Below are 19,313 nucleotides of genomic sequence, written 5' to 3' on the forward strand. Positions count from 1 at the left end.
CTGGCGGTCCATGAACTGGTCGACGGCAGCACGAGTTGTCGGTGGACTGGAGCTACTGACTCTGGCATCCCTCGGTGGCACCGCCCGCCGGTACGAGCGGGACGTTGAGATTGCGGGATCCCAAGACTGCGCAGCTGCGAAGCTGGTGAGTTGCGAGGGCGGCCGCTGTCAGACGGTGAGCCAGACCCCGACCGATGGCGCACACGAACACCCACACCGTCAGGCGACTTCGGGGAGCTCCGGTTCCAGGAACCGAGGCGCAACTGGCAGGCCGAGCGCGTCGAGTGCTGCGGCCTGTTGTGGGGTGAGCTGGGCGGCGTCGTACCGGCGCTGGTCGATCCAGGTGTCCAGCCTGACGTGGTCGGTGTCGACGGCCTCGACATGTCCGTCGGGAACCTGGAGGTGGCCTTCACGTCGGAGGAACCTGCGCGCGGCGCGCAGTCCGCGCGCGAAGGTCATCGCCGGGCCGCTGGTCTGCCACAACAGCAGCAGGGCATGGGGGTGAAGGTCCGGGTACTGGCGTGCCAGGAGGGTGAGTTGGGCGAGCTGCCCCGGCTCCAGGACGGGCTTTTGATCGATCTGGTGGTCCAGCCACGCCTCCAGTGAGAGGTCCGTCTCGGCAGCGACCTGGTACGTGGGCCGCCAGTCGCCGGTGGCGAGGCAGCGCCGCAGCCGGGCGCAGTTGTACTGCCAGTCGACGCTCCAGGCCGGGTTCCAGCAAGGGTCGATGGAGTTCAGCGCCTCGAGGCGTTCGGGGGGCAGCTCGTCCTCGCGGGTCATGGCTCGCATCTGATCGAGCCACTGGGCCAGGCCGGCGTCCACGTCGGGGGTACCGGCGTGGACTGCGAGGGTGTGGTGGGCGGTCGCGAAGTCGCGGGCCACGGCGAGGTAGTGCTCAAAGCTGCCGGGTGGGTGAGGCCAGGAGATGCGCAGCGCGTACAGGGCGAAGGCCTGGTCGGGGTCGAGGGTGCCCTCGGCATAGCGGTTGCGCTGCTCGCCGATCCAGGAGCCGAGGTGGACGCCGGCGGAGTCCCGGTGGTCGGTGGGGACTTCGAGATGGCCGTGCTCCTCGTAGAAGCGCATGGCAGCCTCGTAGCCGCTGTTCCAGCCGTCGCCCTGGAATTGGTGGGCTCGTAGGGAGAGTACGCCGGCGATCTCGTCGGGGCGCTCGGGCTCGGTCAGGACCGGGTCCTCGGAGCGGCGGCCGGAGCCGCGGCGCAGGCGGGTGTAGAACTTGCTGTCGGCGGTGCGCAGCCCGTCCAGGATGGCCCACAGGTCGCGGAAGTCGGAGGACTCCATGGCCTCGCGGGTGGTTTGTCCCGGGCGGATGTACACGGGGATGATCAGTGTGGCGATCTTGCCGCTGCCTGGCGGCTGGCGCAGGGCGCGGCCGAGGGTCTGGATGATGTCGACGACGCTGCGTTTGGGGTCGGCGAACAGCACCGCGTCGGCTTCGGGCATGTCGACGCCTTCGCCCAGGCATCTGACGCTGCTGAGAATGTGCGTGTGGGTCTGTCCGGGCAGGAGGGCGGTGCGGCTCTGCCAGGAACTTCCCGCGAAGCGCCAGAGTTTGGTGTTGCGCTCGGAGCGGGGCTGGCGGCTGTCGACAGCGGCGGCCCACAGTTGCATCGGCTGGCCGCCCTGGGTGAAAGCCGTGGCGGTGCGTGGCAGGGTCCGGGCGAAGGTGCGAGCGGCCGCGATCAGGCGGTGGAACGTCAGGACGCGGCTGAGGCGGTAGTCCTGTATGGCGCGCAGCAGTCCCACTTGCATGGCTGCCAGGCGCAGTCCGTCCAGGTGAGGGGTTGCCTCGGCCGTGGTGAGGATGTCGTGCAGGTCCTCCGCGCTGATGACGGGGACGACGACGCGGTAGTCGGCGAGGATGCCCTGGGCGATGGCTTCGGCCAGTTCGAGGCGGAAGACGACGGGTCCGAACACTGCGGGGTTGTCCATCGATGCCAGTGGTTGCTTGTACGCGCCGGGTTTTCTGGACTTCGGGTGGCTCCAGCGGCGTGGCGTCGCCGTCATGTAGAGGCGGCGCTGCGCGGGGATCTGGGCATCGTCGTGGATGTCGCCCCAGCTCTTGTCGAGGCTGCCGGTGGTGTGGTGGGCCTCGTCGGCGACGGCGAGGGCCCACTCCGGCAGGCCGTGGCGGCGGTGGGCCTCGACGATCGCGGGCAGGGACTGGTAGGTGGAGAAGACGATGGTGGGGCCGCTGTGGTCGGCGACGTGGCGGGCGAGTTCGGCCGGGCTGGTGGTGAAGGGGATGCACAGGGCGCCTCGGCCGGACGGGGGCAGGGCGCAGACCGCGATGTGCTTCTCGTCCGGATGGCCGCGGTCCCACTCGCGTGCTGTCTGCGCCACCAGATCCTGGCTGGGGGCGAGCACGAGGATGTTGCCGTGGGAGGTGTAGGTGTCGGCGCTGACCCGGGCGATGATGGTCTTGCCGGTGCCGCAGGCCGCGACCACGGTCACTCGTGGGTGACGTTGGAGGCCTGCGGTGATGGCGCTGACGGCGCGTTGTTGGTGCGGGCGTAGTCGGATGGGCTGGTGGGGCACGTGGGCGTCCTCGGCGACCGGCAGCTGGATCGGCGGGGCGATCGCCGTGCCTGCATGGCTCGTGCCCCGCTCCGGACACCAATTCGATCGTCTTTCCGGTGTTCCTTGTCAAGCAGGCTTCGGAATTCTCGTCGATTTGACTGCCGGGGTGGCGCCTTCAGGACCGTAAATGTCATTCTGATTCGTTCGGTTCGCCTTGAGGCCGCTGTTCCGCGTGAATCGGCTGAGCCGCGGGCGCCGAGGAGCTGCCTCGTCGGCTCACCGAGCCAGTATCCTCAGCCGGGTTTCAGCAGGTAGGGCAGGAGTCGCCCCGCCAGGTGGCCGAAGGTGACGTGTCCCACGCCCCGCAGTGCGGTGGCCGACCGCTTCAGCCGCCCTCTGCGGCGGCGGCCCTTCGGACGCGAGGAAACGCTTCTCCCATTCGGCCACCAGGGCGACCATTCTCATATTCGGCAGATCGCTGTCAAGAATTGGCACGCTTTGCCGGATTCTTTTCCTTATTCCCGCTCCTCGTGCCGCTCGGTGTGGTAGCCATGGCCGCAGAGGCGAGGGAGGGTCATGGATTCGGTGGCGGGCTTGGATCGGGTACGGGTGCGCGAGCTGCCATTGCACGTCCGGTTCATGGCGGGCGAGTCGACCGGTTCCTATGTGACCCGCCTCGCCGGCCGAAACGGGCTTGAGGTCCAGCAGTTGCTGGACGAGGTCGGGCAGGGCAGCACGAGGGCTGTCGCGCCGCACCTGACCGAGCTCTACCTCAACCGTCCTGCCGCCGAGCGCTTGGCCGCCCTGGCCGGCCGTCCGCTGGAGGTGATGCGGCGGGCGCTCGCGAGCCTGGACGCGGCATACCTGCTCGACGAAGGTGACGGAACTCCCGCTTGGTCGTTCCCGTGGGCAGTGCGGGACGGCTATCTCGTGCGGGCCTGCGCATTGTGCGCGGCCCGCCGCGGCATCGGCGAGCCGACCTGGATGATGGTGGCGGACCCCTGGCACCTGTGCGCCCGGCACGCACGATGGTCGGACAACTCCCGTGATCCGCAGACCCCTTGGATCAATGTGGCTGACTGGCCGCAGATCCTGGCGGCGGAACGCCAGCGGGTGGCCATGGAGCGGCGCCTGGGCCGCACCGCACGCGCGCTGTTCGCCGACGCGCGCACGATGAGCAGAGCCGACCCGAGCGCGCCGGACAGGCTCCGGGTGATGGCCGACCGTCTCGGGGAGGCCCGTGCTGCCTCCTTGTTGTTCTACCCGCACACCGTGCGCATCGCCCGCCTCTTGGCTCGGGTCGAGCGTCGCCGGCTCGGCCGGGAGCTGACGGCGGACTCCTACGAGGGCTGGTTCGCGCGCAGTTCGCAGGAGTTGGGCCCCAGGTACCGGGGAGTGCTGAGGCGGTGGATGGAGTGCCACAAGCCGGTGCCGGGCCCGGAGCCGAGGCGCAGAGGTGAGTTGGGGCGGGCCGTGCTGGTCTCACCGCACACACGGATCGCACCGCTGGATTCGGCGCAGCAGCTCAGCTGCCTGCCCTCCGGCCCGGCGGCCAGCCCATTCGACCGGCCCTTCCTGTGAAGGGAGCCGCAGTGCACAGAAAGCGGGCCAGCAGCCCGATGCGGTCGTCGGCCATGGGTACCAGCAGCCGGAGTCGGCAGTACTCAAGGCTGATGCGCCGGGCTCCGGCGCAGAGCCGGCGGAGAGGAGTGCAGGGTGGATGTCTGGGCCTCGGTGAGCTCCGGCGAGGACGGGGCGTCGTGGGTTGATCCGCGAGTCCTGCGCGGGGAGGTGCTGGAGGAGGCGCCGTCGTCGATCCCTGCGACCTATCCGGGGCGGCAGGGCATCGCGACGGGGTGGTGGGCATCCACCACCGGCGCTCTCGTGGAGTGCGGTACGGAGGTGGAGCGCCGCGGCGCCGTGTTCCTCGACTTCGATCCGTCGGTTGCGGGTTTCGCCGCGTCCCGGGTGCGGCTGCGATGGCAGCATGAGGACCAACGGGGCACGGTGGCACCGGTGTTCTTCGCCCGCACCTGCGCCGGGCAGCGCCTGGCGGTCGTCCACCCGCCACGGCCCGGGACCCGGGGCCGACACGAACGCGAGGCGCTACACGTGGCTGCCGAAGCCGCGGGGTGGGCCCTGCGCGAGCTCGGGCCGCCTGACGGGATCCGGATCGCCAGCCTGGAACGCGCCGCAGCGTTCAGGTTCCCCGAGTTCGACGACCCCCAGGTACGGACTGCACTACGGAAGACCTTCAGCGTGCCGCGCCCACTCCAGGACGGCGTGGCAGCCGCAGGCCTACTGCCGGGCAGCAACTCCCGTGCCTACCACCTGCTCTGGACCGGTGACCTGATGACCGACTGGAGCCGGCCGCTACTGCCGACATCGACCGTGTGGACCAGTACGGAGGACACGTGACCGTCACCCAGGACAGCACACCGCCACTTGCCGAGAGCTCGGCGGCCGTGTGCGCTCTCGAGCCCGGCCAGCGGGTCCGGTTCGACGGCGAGGAGTACGTGGTCGCCGGTGTCCGGGGCCCCAGCGTGCAGTTGCTGTGCAAACAGGAGCCCTGCAGGTCGGCCGCCGTGCTCCTCCAGGTGCTGACCGGTGCTGCGGACTTCGCGGTCCTCGACGCGGTCAGCGCGCCCAGGCCGCTGCAGCAGGTCCCGGACGTGGACATCCTCGACGTGCTTGATCAGGGCAGGCGCGAGCGGATCCGCGCGTGGGAGTGGCATCTGGTCGAGCTGCGCGACGGAGTCCCGCCCGACTCAGCAGCAGGCACGAAGCCGCGCTCCGCCTACGAGACGACGAGGTCGCAGCGGGAGCGGTTCGCCGCCAAAGCGGCGGAGCTGACGGCACTGGGCTGGCGCGGCGTGTCGAACAGCACCATCCGGCGCAAGTTCCTGGCCTACCAGGACCAAGGCGTGGCCGGGCTCGCGCGGCTCGCCATCGGGCAGGTCCGCACCGACGAGCGGGTGATCCAGCTGCTGCTGCGCGAAGTCAAGCTCGCGGTCGGCGAGTCCTCGGGATGGGCGAACCGGGTCTACGAGCGGCTGCTGACCGCTCTCCACGCAGAACACCCTTCCGAGTACAAGAAGTTGGCAATCTCACCGGCGACGTTCTACCGGCTGATCAAGCGTCTGGGGATCTCCGCCGCCTATCTGCAGGCCCCGGTACAGAACCGACTCGACCAGGAGAACTCCCCCGCGTCGCCGTTCACACCGACCACGGCGACGATGCTGGGCGAGCAGGTGCAGATCGACTCCACCGGCCTGGACATCCTGGCGGTCGGCGACGACGGATTCACCGTGAGCGCGGAGCTGACCTGCGCCATCGACGTAGCCACCCGCAGCATCATCGGCGCGATGATCGTGCCCAAGAGCCCGGGCCGGGGGCCGCGCGGCCGCAGGCTCGGCGGGCGCGCCACCCGGACGTTCGACGCGACGCTCCTGCTCGCGCAGGCCCTTGCCCCGATGCCAGGCCGGGCCGGCTGGTCGCCCCTGGCCCTGGCCGAGCGGTCCGACCTGCCCTACGCGGACCTGGTGGCCTGCGATCCGCGGATGACCGGCGCGGCCGCTCGCCCGGTGATCCGCCCCAAGATGGTCGTCGTCGACCACGGGTCGATCTACCGCAGCGAGCACTTCGTGGACGTGTGCACCTCTCTGCAGATCTCGGTCAGGCCCGCGCGGGAGCGCACCCCCACCGACAAGGCGGTCATCGAGTCGACGTTCTCGGCGATCAAGAAGATGTTCTGCCAGTACGTGTCCGGCTACACCGGCTCCAGCCTGGCCAAGCGCGGCAAGCTGGTCGCGCAGCAGCCACTGTGGAGCATCAACGAGTTGCAGGACCTGCTGGACGAGTGGATCGCCCTGCGCTGGCAGCAGACCCCGCACGACGGGCTCCGCAGCCCCCTGCTGCCGGGCATGAAGCTGACCCCGAACCAGATGTATTCGGTGCTGGTGGCCTGCGAGGGACAGGTGCCGCTGCCGCTGAGCGCAGAGCAGAACCGCAAGCTGCTGCTGTGCGAGCGCCGGGTGATCACCGAGAAGGGCGTCACCATCAACAACCGCACCTACAACAGCGATGCCCTGCAGGCCTACGCACGGCTGCACACCGGCATCGCCGGGCAGGGACACCGCTGGGAGATCCGCCATCACCCCTACGTGCCGCGGTACGTGTGGCTGTACGACCACCGGGACGGGCAGTGGGCCGAGGCCGAGTTCATCCACCAGAAGCAGATCGGCGACGAGTGGACCCAGTATGAGTGGGAGGTCGCAACCGCCCACCACCTGGCCCGGGGCAGCACCAAGGAGCAGCAGCAGGCCATCGCCCAGGCGGTGCGGGAACTGCGCGAGCGCGCCCGCCGCGGCCCCAAGGACCAGCCCGCCCTGGACAGGACAGGGCGACGCCCACGGCCCGCTGCCCCGTTCACCGGTCCCGACCTGCCGGTGCGAGTGCCTGAGGTCGACCCCTACGAGGGCATCACACTCCCCACTCCGGAGACCGTGGCAGCCGCACGCGTGCTGGACGCGTCGGTGAAGAACCTGTTCCCCGGCCAGTGGTCGCCCGCGACGCCGCCGACGGTCTCCACGGCCGCCGCACCCGCCTCCGGGCAAACGCCCGCACCCGCCGCAGCCGCGGACACCCCGGACGACGAAACCCCTGGACTCGGCTCCCCCGACAAACGGGCCAGAGTTTCCCGGCCTCGACTGGCCGCCAGCGCCGCGGACCTGTTCCGAAACCTCACCGCTCTGCCCCGGGCCGAGAGCCGGCCGGCCACTGGCAATCCTCTCCCTGATGACCCGTCGAAGGAGCCCGCATGAACCGCCTGGACCTGATCCGGTCCACTCCGCTCCCCCACGGCATCGCGGTCACCGGCGCCTACCGGCCCGCCCGGCTCACCACCAAGGAAGGCTGGAACGAGTTCGCCCACCACATCCTGGCCGCGCCCGACCTGCAGGACTGCGCTCCGCTCGGCACACCCGTCCGCGACAACGACCCGCGGATGCTCCACCACGGCGAGATGCTGCCCGTGGACACCGACGACCTGTGGCGGGGCCTGGTCGACGCCCGGCGGATCCTGCGGGCCAACCGCTCACGCAGAGGCCGCCGGGTGAACATCGCCATCGACGGGGACCGCGGCACCGGCAAGACCACGCTGCTGCGCCTCATCGGCCGGGCCCACCAAGGGCAAGTCGAGGAAGCCCACGGCGTCGACCCCGAGCGCATCCCGGTCGTCTACATCGACGTCCCCCTCGAACGCGACAGCAACCTGCACTGGTCACTGCCGTTCGCCGACTTCCTCGGTCTCAACCACCTGGTCCAGCCCGCCCGCACCAGTGCTCAGGGCGGTGCTCGCGAGGACCGCAGCTTCGACATGACGGGGCCGATCACCCGCGTCATGGAAGCGGCCCAGACCGAGCTGATCCTCATCGACAGCATCCACCGGCTCACCGAAGCCGAGCGCCACATCGCTTTCCAGTACTTCTTCACCCTGCAAGAACACGTTCCGGCCACCTTCGTCTTCTGCGGTGTCAGCGCCCAGGAGACCGTCCGCTCGGCCTACCAGAAGTACCGCAGCCGGATGCCGCACCAACGTGCCTCCTTCGACAGCGACATCCCCGTGCTCTGGGTGGGCCCGGTCTCCCTCGGCAAGAGCGAGGGAAGCGACTGGATCAACGTCCTGCAGCGCATCGAGGGGGACCTGCGCCTGTACCGGCACAAGCCGGGCACGCTCACCACCAAGGAGATGGCTCTCTACCTCCACAAGCGCACCGGCGGCTACATGGAAACCCTCACCTTCCTCATCTGCCAGGCAGCCCAAGCCGCCATGGACGACCCAACCTGCGAGGCCATCACCAAGGAACTCCTCGACACGATCCGCGCCGGCCGCAACGACCCGGCCGGGTAGCTCCCCCGCCTGGCCCCACCCACCCGACCGCTGTCCGGTCGCCGAAGCGCCGTCGGACAGCGGACCGTGTCCGCAGCGCACAGTCCACTCACCCCCAGAGCTTCAACGGAAGGAAGCAGCGGCAGCATTCACTGCGGGTCGTAGAAGCGGACATCGCAGCCCGCTCGCATGCTGGCCGCCCACACGCCGGCCCGGAGGGTCTGTCCTGCCCGTGAACATGGGCAGGCCGCCGGAGGCGGAAACAGTCATCCCCGGGGCCTTCTCCATACGTTCCGCATGAGCACCCGGGAGTGTCTTTCCTCCCTTCGCTGTCGCCAGCGCGGCCCCGAAGCCGCGCCCCACCCGACAGAGCGCGGTGGCACTGGTTGAGCAAGCCCTGGGCACATGCAACCACCAGGGCCACGCCCCCTGTGGTCCCGAATCCTTGGCAGCACCAGCGCCAACAGAAACCCGGACAGGACCGCCGGGCCGGTACCGCTCTGACACCCGCCCCCTCGCCGGTAGGCTGACTGGCAGCCCCAAGAGCCAGAGCCCCTTACGGCGTTCTCATAGGCCTTGGAACGTAGTTGCATCTCCTGAAACACTCCAGCTCAGATGCCCTACACGGAGCACTCTCTGACGCACCGTACATCAAAGAGCCAGGTCAACACCCTGTTGCAGTACGCCTACCTGGTCTCTCAGTTTGTGAAACAGAGCAGGTCAGAGACCATCAGATGCCCCACTGCGTTTCAGGTCCACTGAGGCCACATAGCGAAGCCGTACGGCACCTCGGGCGGCAGCACGAGCTCGAGCCGGGCCTGCTCGACGCCGTCGAGGTAGGTCAGCTGCCCGCGCATCGGTACGGCAGCCTCCAGCGCCTGGCGCACCAGACCCGACCGGTCCCAGATCTCCAGGGTGCGCGGTTGGATACCCACGGCCTTCGCGAACGGCACCCTGGCCGTCAGCCGGTCGACGACGCGGCAGTCGATCCCGCGCCGCCGCAGCTCCACGGCAGCCGTCAGCCCAACCGGGCCGGCGCCCACGACGAGTACGTCCGTTGTGCCGGTGCGTGCCACTGAAGACTCCTGATGCGCCCCCGGATCCGTCCCCTTCTCCAGGGTGGCCCTCGGGGCAGCGGGCTGCCACCGCGGCGGACCGCCCCGTCGTGGCGGGTGTCCCGGTGGCCTGGACCGTGGGAGTCCGGACGAGGGACTGTCCTGGAGGATCCACCACCAGCCCACTCCGGGAGGCGCCCCGCCCGGGCGACGCCGGCGCGCGCGGATCAGCTCCGGTCGTGGTCGCCGGTCGAACCGTCGATGAGCTCGCGCAGGATGTCCATGTGGCCCGCGTGGCGTGTGGTCTCCGTCGTCATGTGGATGAGCACCCAGCGCAACGAGACGGCCCTGCCGGAGTAGGACGTCCCCAGGTCCTCCAGGGCGAGCTCGGCGATGGTCCGGTCGGCGGCGGCCCGGGCGCGGGCGTAGAACCGCAGGATGTCCGCGGTGGACTCGTGCGGCTCCACCCGCATGTCGGACTCGTCCACCTCGAAATCGAAGGGCAAGGGCCCCGTCTCACGGCCGAACGTCTGACAGAACCACCCGAGCTCGGCACCTCCCAGATGCTTGACCAGACCCAGCAGGTTCGTCCCCGAGGGGGTCATCGGCCGCCGCAGCTGCTCGTCGTCAAGGCCCTCCAGCTTCCACAGCACCACCTCACGATGCCGGTCCAGAGCGGCATACAGACTGTCCTTCTCATCACCGGTGAACGGCACACTCTTCGTCATGCGCGGACCGTAGCAGCCGCCGGGCCACCCCGAGCCCGGGAGCCCCGACCTGCCGCCCCACGACACCCCGATCCCCCGTGACCCGCCCCTCCCCAGCGCACCCTTCGTACGGGCCACGCCGCGTCAGCCGGCCCCCGGGCCGGCGCCGGCCCCGCTCCGAAGCGGGGAGCCCTGCCGCGCGAGCCCGCCTCCGGACGCGAGGTGGCGGGGGCCAGCCCGGTCCATCCGGTGCGGCGCAGCCAGTCCTCGAAGGTCATCAGGCCGGGGTGCAGGCGGCGCAGGAGGCCGATGTCCCGGTCCCGGGTGTAGAGGTCACGGTCGGCGAAGAACCGGAACATCGCCGCGTAGTCGTGGCCGAAGTCGGGCACCGCGGAGCGCAGTTCCTCGTGCGGCACCGGGACGTAGGTGCTCGGGGTGCCCGTGACCCGGGCGAAGGTGGCGGCGATCTCGTCTCCGGTGAGGCTGTCGCCGATCACCGCCAGGTCTCGGGCGCCCCAGGCCTGCCAGTTGTCGAACATGGCTCTCGCCGAGCCGCCCGGGGACATCGGTGCTCACCATCGCGGCCAGGGGCAGCGACGGTCGGCCGTGGGCCCGTGACCGCGATGCTGCCGGCAGCTGGAACCCCCTGGCGCCCCGTGATGTGACCGACCGGTTGCCCACCGCCCGTTCCACCCTCCCGGTCACCGCCTCGTGGGGTGGCGACCGGGAGGATTCTCGAAGCCCGGCCAGGAACGCACCCGGCAGGACCGGGCGGGCCTGCTGCCCGGCGCCCGCCTGCCCCCGCCCGGCGACGGCTATGTGCCTCGGCCCCGAAGAAGGCACAATGATCATCGGTTCGGACGGTGGAGAGGGGCGCGGGCTGTGCGCATCGGGGTGCTGGGTCCGCTTCAGGTCCTGTGCGGTACGCACGGCCAGGCGATCGAGGTCGGCGGAGCCCGGCTGCGTGCACTGCTGATCCGGCTCGCACTCGACCCGGGGCGGCTGGTGCTCGGCGACCGGCTGGTCGAGGACCTCTGGGAGCAGCGGCCGCCGGCCGACCCCGCAGGGGCACTGCAGTCCCTGGTCTCCCGACTGCGGCGCGTCCTGGACGCCGACCCGCAGACCGGCCGGGCGGCGATCGGTTCGCACCCTCTGGGCTACCGGCTCGACCTCCCACCGGAATGCGTGGATGCCTGGACGTTCGAGCGGGAGGTGACGCACGGGCGCACCGCGCTCGAGGCCGGGGAATTCGCACGGGCCGCACAGGTGCTCCACGCAGCGCTCTCGCTCTGGCGCGGGGACCCGCTAGCGGATGCCGGCGGCGCGGGGTTCACCCTGGGCCCGGTGGCCCGGCTGCACGAGATGCGGCTGGCCGCGGTCGAGGACCGGGCGGATGCCGTACTCGCGTCGGCCGGGTCGCCGGGCCCGGACGCCGGCGAGGCCGCAACGATGCCCGGGCTGATCGCCGAGTTGACCGAGCTGCGCGCGGCCCATCCGCTACGGGAGCGGCTGGCGGTGCGACTGATGCGGGCGCTGCACGCGGACGGGCAGCGGGCCGCCGCGCTGGCGGTCCACGACCGCACCCGTCGCGAGCTCGCGGAGCAGCTCGGCACGGACCCGGGTCCTGAGTTGCGTGATGTCCACCTGGGCGTGCTGCGCGGCCTGCTGACGAACAGCAGGGGGCACAGCGGCGCCCCGGCCGCGGACGGTCGCCCCGCCCGCCGGCCGGAGGCGGGCGGCGGGCGGACCGACCCCCCGACCCGGCTGCCGGCCCGGTTGACCAGCTTCGTCGGCCGGGAGGAGGAGGTGCGCGAGGTCCGGCGACTGCTCGGCGAGCACCGGCTGGTCACCCTGACGGGACCGGGCGGCGTGGGCAAGACCAGGCTTGCCCTGGAGGCCCTGGAGGCCCTGGAGGCCAAGGAGGCCAAGGAGGCAGGTGGGACGGGTATCCGCGGCGGGGTGCGGGTGGCCGACCTGGCGTCCGTCACCGGGCCCGGTGGACTCGCGGCGGCGGTGCTGAGCGCAGTCTGCCGCCCGGCGGCCGGAGTGCTGGCCGGCGGGCTGGCGGCCGCGGACAGCGCGGGGGACCCGCTCGAACGGATCGTCCAAGCCCTGACGGCAGGCCCGGTCCTGCTGCTGGACAACTGCGAGCACGTGGTGGAGGAGGCCGCCGGCTTCGTCCAGCGGCTGCTGAGCGCCGCGCCGCGGGTCCGGGTGCTGGCCACCAGCCGGGAGCCGCTGGGCGTCATCGGAGAGGCGCTGTGCCACGTTCGCCCGCTCTCCGTCCCCGGGCCCGACGCCGGGCCCGAGAAGGCCGGTACCCATGCCGCCGTGATCCTGTTCGCCGACCGTGCGTCGGCCGTCAGCCCCGGCTTCGTGATCGATCACGAGAGCGCTCGGCACGTGGTGAGGCTCTGCCGTGAACTGGACGGCCTTCCGCTCGCCATCGAGCTGGCGGCGGCCCGGCTGCGTTCGCTGACCACCGCGCAGCTGGCGGACCGGCTCGACGACCGCCTGCGGCTGCTCGCCCAGGGCACTCGCACCGCGCTCCCCAGGCACCGTACGCTGCGCGCCGTCATCGACTGGAGCTGGGCGCTGCTGACGCCGGACGAGCAGGTGCTGCTACGGCGGCTGTCCGTGTTCTCGGGCGGGGCGGGGCCCGGCGAGGTGCACCGGGTGTGCGCGCGGCACTGGCCGCAGGACGGCCGCCCTGACGAGGCCGCGGTGCAGGACCTGCTGGCCGCGCTGGTGGACAAGTCGCTGGTGGTGGTCACGGCCGACGGCGCGGGCCTGATCGGTACGGGTACCACGGGCACGGCCGCGGCCACGGGCCGAGGCACGGCCGCGGGCCCAGGCACAGCCGCGGGCCCAGGCACGGGCACGGGCACGGGCACGGGCACGGGCACGGCGGGCGACGTGCGGTACCGGCTGCTGGAAACGGTTCGTGAGTACGCCGCCGACCGGCTCGCGGAGGCCGGCGAGGACGGGAGCGCCGGGCAGGCGCACACCGACTGCTTCCTCGAGCTCGCCGAGGCCGCCGAGCCCCGGCTGCGCACTGCGGACCAACTGGCCCGGCTCGCCCGGCTCGACGCCGAACAGGGCAACCTGGACGCCGCGCTGGGCCGCGCGATGCGCGCGGCCGCCGCTGCAGGGGCCGGGGCCGGGAACGGGATCGGGATCGGGGCGGCCGAGCGGGCGCTGCGGCTGACCGCGGCGCTGGTATGGCCGTGGCTGATGCGTGGTCAGGGACATCGTGCCGGGGAACGGGCGGCCGAGGCCCTGCGCGCCTGCGGGTACACGCCGCCGCCCGGTTCCGAGCGAGCCCACGCGATCTGCGTGATCGTCGCACAGCTCACCCTGCCGTCGCGCGATGACGGCAGCGACACCGGTGGCCGAGTCGATGGCGGCGACGCCGGCGGCACCGGGGCCGATGCGGCACGGGCTTTCGGGCAGGCGCTGGTGGCGGCGCAGCGGTTCGAGCACCCCGTCGCGCTGGGTGCGGCCCTCTTCCTCGCGGCGAGCGGCCCACCGAACGAGGTGGCCGAGGCGGCCCGGCGGTTCTGCACGCACCGCGACCCGTGGACCGCGGCCCTCGCGCACCTGGTCCTCGGCCGGATCGAGCTCAGTGGTGGCCGGATCGAGCGGGCCGAGCGCTGCCTGCGGAGCTCGCTGCTGAGGTTCCGCGGCATCGGTGACCGGTGGGGTCTGGCGCTGGCGCTGGTCACGCTGGCCGGCCTGCTGTCCGTCACCGGGGAGGCGGCCGAGGCGATGGCGGCACTGGAGGAGGCCCGTGGCCACGACGCGGCGGCCGGTGGCTTGGGGGACTCCCCCGTGCTGCTGGTCTTGTCGGGACAACTCCGTGCGCGCGGCGGAGACTTGTCCGGAGCACGGGCCGACCTGGAACAGGCGCGTGAGGTCGCTACGGGCCGACGGGACACGCAGCTGCTGCTGGCATCGCAGTATGCGATCGGTGAACTCGCCCGGCGTGCGGGTGACTTCGAGGATGCACTGAAGTGCCAGCAGGCGGCCGTGGAATCACTGCCGCAGTTGACCGCCGTCGGGACCGGCGCTGCGCAGCAGGTCCAGCTCTCGGCGCTGCTGCACACCAGCCTGGGGCGGATCCGGCTGCGGCGGGACGGCCCGCACCAGGCCCTCCGGTGGCACCTGCGGGCCCTGGAACTGGCTGCCGACTGTGACGACCACCCGGTCAGGGCCACGGCCTTGGAGGGGTTCGCCGAGTACTGCCTGGCGCGCGGCGAGGCCGAGCGGGCGGTGGCGGCACTCGGGGCCGCGCACGCACTGCGCGGGACGCACGACGCGGGTGACCCTGAGCTGCGGAGGCTGTTGGACGGCTGTGCCGCGGCGCTGGACGCGACCGCCTACACCGCCGCCTGGAACCGGGGCCGTGCACTGCCCCGGCCCGAGTCGCTCGCCGCCGGGTGAACGCCCGGCGGAGGAGCGCCCCGGGGTTGCGGGACACCGGTCAGTGGGCGGCGGCGAAGGGCTGCTGGTCCGGCCGGCAGACCGTGCCGGGCGGGGGCAGGGTGCCGTCGACGAGGTAGTCGACCTCGTGCGCGACGGCACAACTGCTGGGATTGGTGAGGACGGTGTGGCCGTAGCCGTCGACGGTGAGCAGGCGTGCGTGCGCCAGGGACTGGGACATGACCCGCGAGCCCTGGTAGGGCCAGGCCGGATCCCCGGTGTTGGCGACGACCAGGACCGAGTGGGCGGTCGGGCGGTTCCACGGGCCGTCGTAGCGGTCGGGGTCGGTGACCGGCCAGGTGGCGCAGGGCTCCGTCGCCCAGGCGAAGTACCGGCCGATGCCACCGGACCTGGCCTCGGCGAGCGCGGCCTGCGCAGGGTAGCCGGAGGCGGCGCGCGGGTTGGCGCTGTCCGCACACATCACTCCGAGGGCCTGCTCCTGCCCCTGGTAGGGCTCGGACACCACTGCGGGCGCGGCGCCGTCACCCTCACCGGCACCTGCACCGCTGTCAGCAGCGGCCGGGGCAGCGGCGGGAGCAGGAGTGGCGGAGGCAGCGCCGGCGGAAGCCGTCCAGAGCTGCTGGAGCTGCCCTGCGAGCCCGGCCCAGCCGGACGCCAGACCGCCCGGCAGCGCAACCGCCGTGTAGAGCTGGAACTGTGTGCTCTCCAGCGTGGACGCGTAGGTGAAGGTGGCCGTCAGAGGCGGGTGTCCGAGGACGGCCGGCCGCTGCCGCAGTCGCTGGAGCAGGGTGGCGAACTTGGCGCGGGTCGCGGCCGCGTCGCCGGCGGAGAAGGCACAGGCCTGCGGGCCGGCCTCGCCGCACTGGTCGAGGAAGGCGTTCAGGGTGCGCTCCGCGGCCACGTCGGTTCCGACCCGTAGGAAGGAGCCCAACCGGTCCGCCTGACCGCCGCGGCCGGTGGACCAGGCCACCGGGTCCATGGCACTGTCCAGGACCATCGAGCGGACCTGGCCGGGGAACAGGTTGGCGTAGGTGGCGCCGAGGTAGCTGCCGTAGGAGGTGCCGTAGTAGGTGAGCTGGGCGTCCCCCACAGCGCGGCGCAGTAGGTCCATGTCCCGGGCAACGTTCGCCGTCGACAGGTGCGGTAGCAGGTCAGGGTTGGTCCGAAGGCACTCCTGGCCCAGGCGTGCGTAGGCGTCCGTCCAGGTCTGCTCCTCCTGCGGACCCACCGGAAAGCCCGTCGGAACGTCGGCGAGGAACTTCTGCTCGGCGGTGCCGTCGGCGAAGCAGCGCGTCAGGGTGCTCGCGCCGATGCCCCTCGGATCGAAGCTGACGAGATCGAACCGGGCGCGCACCTGCTCGGGGAAGAGCGTGAGGACAGCGGGCAGTGCCTGGGTGCCCGGGACACCGGGGCCGCCCGGGTTGTAGAACAGCGACCCGATCCGGTGCGCCGGGTCGGTCGCCGGATGCTTGATGACCGCGACGTCGATCGTGGCGCCGTGCGGTGCCCGGTAGTCCAGCGGCACCCGAGCGGTGGAGCATTCGAAGCCCGCGCCGCACGCCTGCCAGTCGAGCCGGGGCACCGGCGCCCCGGCCGTCGAGACCGCCGCGGCCGTCCCGGCGGACGGCAGCGCGGTCGCGGCTCCGGCGGAGGCCGGCAGGGCCGCTGCGACCAGTACGGCAACGACCACGGCGGCGCGGCCGCTGCGCCGGGCCGTGGCGGTGTGCTGCGCCCGGACGGTTGTGCGGGATGCGGAGGGCGACAAGGGCAGCGGGCGGCGCAGGCGTGCGGCCGGGCTTCCGGGCGGGAGTACGGGAATCATCAGTGCCTTCTCGGTGTCTCAGCCGGGACGGCCGTGGCGTCGTTGGCCACACCTCGCCGTTCCCGTGCGGCACACCCTCGCCCGACCCGCTGCCGGGCCGCTGTCAGCCCGCTGGCAAAAGCACCGCCGCGGCCCGGTCGGGCCCGGCCCGACCGCTTCGACGACGACCTCGCGGGTGAGTCCACGAGGATCAAGAACCGACTGCGCGGCCTGCTCACCCAGACCGGCCGTGTCCTGGCAGACCTGGCCGGCGGCCACGCGGACCGCACCTGGGACAAAGCGGATGCGCGAGCCGATCCGCCCGACGTCCTCATCCGACCCGAGAACCCCACCGACCAGCCGAGCAAACCGCTCTGATCCGCCAAACCGGGGTTGCTACCGAGAGTGCCTGGCCGCGTGAAGGCCAGGCACCGGGCCATCGGCCCCGGCTACAGCTGTGTTCGGACCGTGTGACGACCCGCCTGCGGTTCGCTACTGCGAGGCGGGCGGCGCGCGAAAAGGAGCGCCCCCGGTGTGCTCTCGTCGGGGTCGGTCAGCATATGGGCCTCAACCGTAAACCCGGCATCGCGTAGCCAGGCCGCCACTTGGTCAGGTTGGCGGCGGCGGACGTGGACCTTCATCGGGTGACCGCCGTAGCCCTGCGTCTTCAGCCGCGACTCGGTGCCGACGTGAAAGCCGAGCAGCAGCGGTCCGCCGGGACGCAACACCCGCCGGAAGTGACCGAAGACCGCGGGGACCGCATCGTCGGGGATGTGAATCAGCGACCAAAAGGCGAGCAAGCCGGCGACCGACTCGTCGGCAAGATCGAGGTCTGTCATCGAGCCCACCTCGAACCGCAGGCCGGGATGGTCACGCCGGGCCACGTCGATCATCGCGGGTGAAAGGTCGATACCAAAGGCGTCGAGACTCAACTCGTCCAGGTGGGCGGTGATGTGTCCCGGGCCGCAACCCACGTCCGCCACTGGTCCGCCTCCGGTGGCGTGCACCAGGTCGGCGAACAACGCCAGAGCCGCTCGAAGGTACGGCGCCCCAGCCAGAGCGTCGCGAATGTAGTCGGCATAGCTGACTGCGACGGTGTCGTAGGAGGTCCGGGTGTCTGCCAACCAGCCGTCCGCGTTCATGCCCGCCACAGTAGTCCAGTGATCAAGTTCCGTGCACAGCTGGCGGCTCACTATTGAGGTTCTGGGTCACTTCTGGTGCAGGGCTGACGGAGGGTCACCGTCGCGGGGTTGGCGGCAAGCGGGTCAGCGGGCGAGGAGATTGCGCTTGCGCAGGAGGTCCACACCGGCCCGGCCGAACATCTGCCGCTTCAGCATCTTGATCCGGTTCACCTGTCCCTCCACCGCCCCCGAACTGAACGGCGACGTCAACCCCGCCGTCACCGCCCCAAGATCAGACCTGACCCCCACCACAAACGACTGCAACCTCTTGCGATCACTTTCGGTCCCCGGCTGACGGGGCATCCCCGCTGCTGTGACGATCAACCGCCATGAGCGACATGGAGGACGTGCTGTTCCCTGACCGGGCCGGCCTGTTGGTGCAGGACGTCGATCTCGTCGGGGGCGAAGTGCGGGTGGTGGCACGGGCCCGTGCGACCGGGGCGCGATGTCCGACCTGCGGCGCGCTGACGCTGCGGGTCCACAGCGGCTACGAACGTCAACTCACCGACTCGGCGGTGGGTGGCCGCCGCGTCGTCGTGCAGCTGCGCGTCCGGCGGTTCCGCTGTGCGACGGCCGGGTGCCCGCGCACGCAGGAGGCGCCTCGCCCGGGCCGCGGTCGATGTTCACGAGAACGGGAGGCACCTCTCTTGGCCAGTGAACCCAGCCATGCGAGGCGAACGCGCTGGGGCTGCTGGGGTGGGAAGAGTGGCCGCTTCGCGGGGTGGGTCGCCGGTCCGCCTATGCTCAGGGCCATGGCACTGGAATGGGAACAGATCATCGTCGACTGCGCCGACCCCGTCGCTCTCGGGCACTGGTGGGCCGAGGCTCTCGGCTGGGTCGTGGTCGACGAATCCGAGGAGACCATCGAGATCCGGCCCGAGCCGGACCGGATGCCGGGCCTGCTCTTCGTACCCGTCCCCGAGGGCAAGACGTCGAAGAACAGGCTCCACCCCGACTTCCGCCCCGACGACCAGGAGGCCGAGGTCGCCCGGCTGCTCTCCCTCGGCGCCCGGCGCGCCGACACCGCACAGGACGGGCAGCACTGGGTGACCCTCCTCGACCCGGAGGGCAACGAGTTCTGCATCCTGAGTGGGCGCAAGAGCTGAACGCGGACCGCGCCGTTTTGACCGGTCAGGGGTGACCCGACCTGCGCGGACCAACGTGCGTGTCAACGAGGCGGACGTCGAGGCCCGGACAAGCATCGCTGTCCGAGGACACGAACCGACGTCGACGTGCTGCCCGCCCTTGTGAACAGAGCCAGGCGCTCGACCCGGACGTGCCGGCCACGCTGCACCGGGCCCGCGACACCGGGGAGGCAGCGGTCGCGTGGCTGCGCTCGCTCGCCGGCCGCCAGGAGCACGAGCACCACGCCCTGGTCCGCCAGCACGCGGCCGAGGCGATCGAGCGGGCCAGCCACCAAGAGGTGATCCCCGGCTTTCCGCAACCAGCGGCTGGGGACCGCGCGTTGGAGCTCGGTGGTGAACCGGTCTGCAGCTCGATGGCCAGCAGCTGGTATGGGTGTAGAGAATGGCGGTGGGGGTGAGCGCGTCGCGCTGCCCGAGACGGATGGCGGCGTGGACGGCCAGCAGGGTCAGACGCCAGGGTGGCCTTCCAGGAAGGACCGGCACGGGCGGCCAGTCAACTGGCAGTGAAAGCAAGGGTGCTTGGCGTTCATGCAACGCCGTCGCTTCTCCTGCT

General features: G+C 71.5%; 12 protein-coding genes and 2 pseudogenes. 7 read left to right on the forward strand and 7 right to left on the reverse strand.

Features of this window, described 5'->3' with window-relative positions; all coding sequences use genetic code 11:
- Window positions 1-219: 219 nt before the first annotated feature.
- On the reverse strand, window positions 220-2,556 hold the full coding sequence (locus OG500_RS00085; protein WP_329574972.1) for a DEAD/DEAH box helicase: 2,337 nt from the start codon (window positions 2,554-2,556) through the stop codon (window positions 220-222).
- A 558-nt stretch (window positions 2,557-3,114) separates the two neighbouring features.
- Between OG500_RS00085 and OG500_RS00090 the strand changes: the two genes are divergently transcribed.
- The 4 genes from OG500_RS00090 (at window position 3,115) to OG500_RS00105 (ending at window position 8,449) form a co-directional block, all read left to right on the forward strand.
- A complete protein-coding gene (locus tag OG500_RS00090) occupies window positions 3,115-4,119 on the forward strand; it encodes a TniQ family protein (RefSeq protein ID WP_329574974.1) in 1,005 nt (334 codons plus the stop codon).
- A 135-nt stretch (window positions 4,120-4,254) separates the two neighbouring features.
- The gene (locus OG500_RS00095; RefSeq protein WP_329574980.1) at window positions 4,255-4,956 is read left to right on the forward strand and encodes a TnsA-like heteromeric transposase endonuclease subunit; all 702 of its coding nucleotides are present in this window, start codon (window positions 4,255-4,257) and stop codon (window positions 4,954-4,956) included.
- Window positions 4,953-7,361, forward strand: coding sequence for a Mu transposase C-terminal domain-containing protein (locus OG500_RS00100; protein WP_329574983.1), 2,409 nt, complete (start codon window positions 4,953-4,955; stop codon window positions 7,359-7,361). Before OG500_RS00095 ends, OG500_RS00100 begins: the two co-directional genes overlap by 4 nt.
- Window positions 7,358-8,449: an AAA family ATPase gene (locus OG500_RS00105; protein ID WP_329574987.1), complete on the forward strand. Its 1,092-nt coding sequence runs from the start codon at window positions 7,358-7,360 to the stop codon at window positions 8,447-8,449. Before OG500_RS00100 ends, OG500_RS00105 begins: the two co-directional genes overlap by 4 nt.
- 734 nt (window positions 8,450-9,183) lie before the next feature.
- On the opposite strand, the pseudogene OG500_RS00110 reads toward OG500_RS00105, so the two are convergent.
- The 3 genes and pseudogenes from OG500_RS00110 to OG500_RS00120 all read right to left on the reverse strand — a co-directional run.
- Window positions 9,184-9,504, reverse strand: a pseudogene (locus OG500_RS00110) (FAD-dependent monooxygenase); the annotation flags it as partial.
- 206 nt (window positions 9,505-9,710) lie between these two features.
- Window positions 9,711-10,211 (reverse strand): DinB family protein, encoded by a 501-nt coding sequence (locus OG500_RS00115; protein WP_329574990.1) that lies wholly within the window; start codon window positions 10,209-10,211, stop codon window positions 9,711-9,713.
- Window positions 10,208-10,729: a hypothetical protein gene (locus OG500_RS00120; RefSeq protein WP_329574993.1), complete on the reverse strand. Its 522-nt coding sequence runs from the start codon at window positions 10,727-10,729 to the stop codon at window positions 10,208-10,210. Before OG500_RS00120 ends, OG500_RS00115 begins: the two co-directional genes overlap by 4 nt.
- 343 nt (window positions 10,730-11,072) lie before the next feature.
- Between OG500_RS00120 and OG500_RS00125 the strand changes: the two genes are divergently transcribed.
- A complete protein-coding gene (locus OG500_RS00125) occupies window positions 11,073-14,633 on the forward strand; it encodes an AfsR/SARP family transcriptional regulator (protein WP_329574996.1) in 3,561 nt (1,186 codons plus the stop codon).
- 40 nt (window positions 14,634-14,673) lie between these two features.
- Here the strand turns inward: OG500_RS00125 and OG500_RS00130 are convergent, their stop codons facing one another.
- The 3 genes from OG500_RS00130 to OG500_RS00140 all read right to left on the reverse strand — a co-directional run bounded on the left by OG500_RS00130 (window position 14,674) and on the right by OG500_RS00140 (window position 17,825).
- The gene (locus OG500_RS00130; protein ID WP_329575000.1) at window positions 14,674-16,455 is read right to left on the reverse strand and encodes an alpha/beta hydrolase; all 1,782 of its coding nucleotides are present in this window, start codon (window positions 16,453-16,455) and stop codon (window positions 14,674-14,676) included.
- A 428-nt stretch (window positions 16,456-16,883) separates the two neighbouring features.
- On the reverse strand, window positions 16,884-17,576 hold the full coding sequence (locus OG500_RS00135; protein WP_329575005.1) for a class I SAM-dependent DNA methyltransferase: 693 nt from the start codon (window positions 17,574-17,576) through the stop codon (window positions 16,884-16,886).
- Between the two features lie 123 nt (window positions 17,577-17,699).
- Window positions 17,700-17,825 (reverse strand): hypothetical protein, encoded by a 126-nt coding sequence (locus OG500_RS00140; RefSeq protein ID WP_442907166.1) that lies wholly within the window; start codon window positions 17,823-17,825, stop codon window positions 17,700-17,702.
- 128 nt (window positions 17,826-17,953) lie between these two features.
- Here OG500_RS00140 and OG500_RS38005 point away from each other — a divergent pair.
- Together OG500_RS38005 and OG500_RS00145 are read left to right on the forward strand one after the other, a co-directional pair.
- Window positions 17,954-18,172 (forward strand): annotated as a pseudogene (locus tag OG500_RS38005) (transposase family protein); the annotation flags it as partial.
- 195 nt (window positions 18,173-18,367) lie between these two features.
- A complete protein-coding gene (locus OG500_RS00145) occupies window positions 18,368-18,721 on the forward strand; it encodes a VOC family protein (protein WP_329575010.1) in 354 nt (117 codons plus the stop codon).
- The last annotated feature ends 592 nt before the right edge of the window (window positions 18,722-19,313 follow it).

This window comes from Kitasatospora sp. NBC_01250 (genome assembly GCF_036226465.1).
Taxonomy (GTDB): Bacteria; Actinomycetota; Actinomycetes; order Streptomycetales; family Streptomycetaceae; genus Kitasatospora.